This is a genomic window from Butyrivibrio sp. (genome assembly GCF_024699075.1).
Map to the genome: position 1 here is coordinate 1 of NZ_JAILQF010000481.1, position 5,175 is coordinate 5,175.

Consider the following 5,175-nt stretch of genomic DNA (forward strand, 5'->3'; position numbering starts at 1 on the left):
ATATACAGGCTTATTGTCTTGCTTATGAAGCTTTTCATATCTTGTAGCTTCAAATGGCTCTACATGGCCTTCGTATCTTACAGTATCTGCAGCATTATTATCTGCTTTATCTTTACTGCCTTCATTATCAGCCTTATATCCACTGCCTTCATTATCAGCTTTATATACGCCGCCTTCAGTATCTGCCCTGTCTCCATCACCTTCATCATCATCTATAAAAGTGACAAGATTCTTGGTATTCTTGGGATGAGAAGAAGGATCATCACTACTTTCATTCATGAAGATATTAGCGCCAAGCTGTCTACCACTCTCTGAATATTCACCATGGAAGCTTCCTGTCATATTACCGGAAGAAGCCTTGGCTGCAAGCACTGCTGAACTAAGCTCTTTCTCATTCTCTTCAGATACTGATTCAGAATCTCTCTTTGCAGCAAGTGCTGCTTCCTTTGCCTCAGAATCTCTCTTTGCCGCAAGTGCTGCTGCACGAAGATCATCCTGCTCATCGCGAAGAGCTTCAGGGATCATTTCGTGAGACTTAAGTACCTGCTCGACATTTATTCTTATAAATTCAAACAGTGTGCGCTGATTCTGGAACTTAACTTCCATCTTGGATGGATGAACATTAACATCAATAAGATCAGGATCCATCACTATATGAAGGACGCAGAAAGGGAACTTATGCTGCATCAGATACTGCTTGTATCCCTCTTCTATAGCAAGAGATATCATCCTGTCTTTAATATATCTTCCGTTAACAAAAAAGTTCTCGAAGCCCCTGTTTGATCTGTTAAGAGTAGGCTCTCCAAGATAACCTTCAAGAAGTATTCCGTCTGCCTCACATTTGATAGGCACAAGTGCCATTGACACATCACGCCCATATATCCTGTATATAAGCTCTTTAAGATCACCATTACCTGATGTATGAAAACGATCATCCTTATTGTTTATGAAATGGAAAGACACATCAGGGTTGTCCATTGCAAGATGCTCTATAAGATCTGAAACGTAGCTTCCTTCCGTCCTTTGTGACTTAAGGAATTTCTTTCTTGCAGGAGTATTATAAAAAAGGTTACGAACTATGATCGTAGTACCATTAGGTGCTCCAACTTCTTCAAGCTCTCCCTCTTCTCCGCCATTTACAGTATAGCGAATACCTGTAAGACTGTCAGCAGTCTTTGTTACGATCTCAACCTGTGCTATAGCGGATATACTGGAAAGCGCCTCACCTCTGAATCCAAGAGTTCTAAGGGTAAAGAGATCTCCGATATTTGAAAGCTTACTTGTCGCATGCCTTAAAAAGGCCTTTTTGACTTCGCTTCTTTCTATACCACAGCCATTATCAGTAATTCTGATAAGATCAATACCGCCGCCCTGGATTTCCACGGTTATGGCTTTGGCGCCGGCATCCATGGCATTTTCCACTAGCTCTTTAACTACGCTTGAAGGCCTTTCGACAACTTCTCCTGCAGCGATCTGATCAATTGTATTTTTGTCAAGTACATGAATCTGCGCCATACTTTCCTCCCTCTTAGCTTACGTTCCCCTTCCAACGGTTCTTAAGGTCACTCTGAAGCTTATAAAGTGTATTGAGTGCATCCATAGGTGTCATATTGGTTATATCGATCTCCTCAAGCTCTTTGAGAACATCTTCATCACTAACGCTCTCAAACAAGGACATCTGATTGAGGTCAACCTGATCATAATGTTTTGGTGCTGACTTCTTGGCTGATCTGTCATCAGTAAGAGCAGCTATCTGCTGAACCTTCTCAGTAATATCGCTGTCAACAAGCTGCGCACATATCTGCTTGGCTCTGTCTGTTACCATAACAGGAATTCCTGCAAGCCTTGCAACTTCTATACCATAGCTCTTATCTGCGCCGCCCTTTATGATCTTACGAAGAAATACTATGTCATCACCTTTTTCTTTTACCGCAATGCAATAATTCCTTACAGAATCTATCTTGCCTTCAAGCTCAGTAAGTTCATGATAATGAGTTGCAAATAAGGTCTTGGCACCAAGATACTTCCTGTTAGCTATATGCTCTATAACAGCCCACGCGATGGAAAGGCCGTCATAAGTGGAAGTTCCTCTTCCTATCTCATCAAGGATAAGGAGACTCTTATTGGTTGCATTCCTTAAGATGTTGGCAACCTCATTCATCTCAACCATGAATGTTGACTGGCCGCTTCCAAGGTCATCACTTGCTCCGACTCTTGTAAAGATTCTGTCAACAATTCCGATCTCTGCGCTTGTAGCGGGTACAAAGCTTCCTATCTGAGCCATAAGGACTATAAGAGCAGTCTGTCTCATATAAGTTGACTTACCTGCCATATTAGGACCTGTGATGATAGATATCAGGTGCTTCTTGTCATCAAGGAATGTATCATTTGATATAAAAAGATCTGTGCGATCCATCATAGCTTCTACAACAGGATGTCTTCCTTCTTTGATACGGATAGTTCCGTTCTCTGAAAGAACCGGCTTAACGAAATGATTTCTTTCTGCAACAAAAGAAAGAGATGCATATACATCAAGTGCTGCTATAGCCTTAGCTGTACGCTGGATTCTCTGTATCTGGCTGCAGACCTTGTCTCTCACATCACAAAAAGCCTCATACTCAAGACCATTAAGCTTATCTTCTGCATTTAAAATTGTATCCTCAAGCTCTTTGAGCTCAGGTGTTGTATAACGCTCGCAGTTAGTAAGAGTCTGTTTTCTTGTAAAAGTATCTGGCACAAGATCCTTGAAGGAATTGGTTACTTCAAAAGCATATCCGAATACATTACTGTATTTGATACGAAGATTCTTGATACCGGTCTCTTCCTTGACCTTGGCCTCAAGTTCTGCAAGCCACTGTTTTCCATTGGAACGGGCCTGTCTGAAGTGATCAATATCCTGGCTATAACCATCCTTGATCATTCCGCCTTCTCTTATTGTAAGAGGCGGCTCTTCAACTATAGAACTGTCAATAAGATCATATATATCTTTAAGCTCATCTATATCTTCATAGATCCTGTCAAGCTCAGTATTGCCCTTCATGTCTTCAAGAGCTATACGAAGTGCAGGAAGCATCCTGATAGAATTTCTGAAGGAAAGAAGGTCACGAGGATTAGCTGTTTTATAGCTTATACGGCTCATTATCCTTTCAAGATCATAAACAGGAGCAAGATACTCTCTTATCTCATCACGGGATACTGAATTGCATAAAAGTGCATCAACAGCATCCTGCCTTGCCTTCATCTCATCTATATCCACAAGAGGCTGCTCTATATAGCTTCTTAGCATTCTTGCGCCCATTGCAGTCTTGGTCTTATCAAGCACCCAGAGAAGAGTTCCTCTTTTTTGCTTATCACGAAGAGTCTCTGTAAGCTCAAGATTACGTCTTGTAGAAGTATCAAGAAGCATATACTTGCTTGTAAGATAAGGCGAAATATGAGTTATGTTGGACAGATCTGACTTAGCCATCTCAATAAGATATTGGATCATTGCACCTGCAGAGACTGTACCAACTTTAAAATCATCAATTCCAAGACCTATAAGCGAGTTTACATGGAACTGGTTCATTATAGCTTTCTTGCCGGTATCTTCATCAAAATATCTGGCATCAAGAGGATAGATAGTAATACCCATCCTGCTCTTTAGGTCATCAAGATCTGCTCCGCTCATGACGAAAGCTTCATTACAGATAATCTCCGACGGACGGTACTTGGCAATTTCATCAAGAACATTCCTTAGTTTAGAACATTCAGTAAGATAGAAATCACCTGTTGATACGTCACATACAGATAAGCCTGTAATATCAGAGCCGTAGCAAAGGCACATTATGTAGTTGTTCTGAGTCTCTTCAAGTGACGAAGCGTCAATATTGGTTCCGGGTGTTACGACTCTTATTACATCTCTTTTGACAATGCCTTTAGCCTGTTTGGGATCTTCTACCTGCTCACAGATAGCAACCTTGTGTCCATTCTTAACAAGTCTTGTAAGATATGAATCTACTGCATGATAAGGAATTCCGCACATAGGAGCTCTTTCAGGAAGACCACAGGCCTTACCTGTCAGTGTAAGCTCAAGTTCCCTGCTGACTATCTCAGCATCCTCAAAAAACATCTCATAGAAGTCACCTAGCCTGTAAAAAAGAAGGCATCCCGGATTCTCCTCTTTAGTTTTAAGATAGTGCTGCATCATTGGTGATACTTTGGTAATATCAGGCTTTGATGCAAAATTTTCACTTGTTCCCGTTGTTTCTACTTTTGTATCCAAAAGTACTCCTCCACTCTAGTTACTTTTAGCCTTTTACGTAATCTCACTGCTGTCTGTAAATCTTTTGCTGATCAGATCATATGACAAGTTTTCCATAAAGCCTTTGAATATCAGATCTTACAAAAAGACCCATGATTATTGTAATTTCAAATCATATGACCCAGATAGTAGAATCCCTTGCATTCATCAAGATGGACATCTACAAAACTGCCGATCAGATCTTCCCCGCCTTTAAAATGTACAAGTGTATTATTGGACATACGACCTGTAACAAGACTTGAATCCTGTTCATTAAGTGACTCAACAAGGACTCTTTGATCTGTATCATTAAAACGCGCTGACTGGGCATGCGCAGTTTCCTGAACAACCTTTAAAAGTCTGTCAAAATTACGCTTTACCTCTTCATCTAACAATTTGGTCTCAAAGCCAGCAGCAGGCGTACCTGTACGCTTTGAATAGATGAAAGTAAATGCATTATCATATTTGACCTGCTTAACTATATCAATTGTATCATCAACATCGGCATCTGTTTCACCGGGGAATCCCACGATTATATCAGTGGTAATTGCTGCATCCGGCAATTCACGCCTTATTCTAAGTGCAAGCTCAAGATACTGCTCTCTTGTATACTTTCTGTTCATCCTTCTAAGAATCTCAGTACTTCCTGACTGGAGAGGAAGATGTATATGTCTTGCAACCTTAGGATTTGCCTTAATAACATCTATAAGCTCCTGAGACAGATCCTTGGGGTGAGGTGTCATAAATCTTACTCTCTCAAGCCCTTCAACCTTACATACTTCACTAAGAAGTTTGGCAAAAGATATCTTTCTGTCTTCAGGAAGTCCTGTTCCATAAGAGTTTACGTTCTGTCCAAGAAGCATTACCTCTTTGACGCCGTCAGCTACAAGCCTCTC

Annotated in this window: 3 protein-coding genes; all 3 read right to left on the reverse strand. The window is 40.8% G+C overall.

Going from position 1 to position 5,175, the window contains the following annotated elements; all coding sequences use genetic code 11:
• A partial coding sequence (mutL, locus tag K6G87_RS19175) for a DNA mismatch repair endonuclease MutL (RefSeq protein WP_296840898.1) occupies window positions 1-1,515 on the reverse strand: 1,515 nt, incomplete at its 3' end.
• A 13-nt stretch (window positions 1,516-1,528) separates the two neighbouring features.
• A complete protein-coding gene (gene mutS, locus K6G87_RS19180; RefSeq protein WP_296840902.1) occupies window positions 1,529-4,186 on the reverse strand; it encodes a DNA mismatch repair protein MutS in 2,658 nt (885 codons plus the stop codon).
• Window positions 4,187-4,407: 221 nt separating this feature from the next.
• A partial coding sequence (locus K6G87_RS19185) for a MiaB/RimO family radical SAM methylthiotransferase (RefSeq protein ID WP_296840900.1) occupies window positions 4,408-5,175 on the reverse strand: 768 nt, incomplete at its 5' end.

Excerpts from the sequence above, each read along its gene's own strand:
- mutS (WP_296840902.1), bottom strand. The coding sequence starts at position 4,186 with ATGATGCAGCACTATCTTAAAACTAAAGAGGAGAATCCGGGATGCCTT.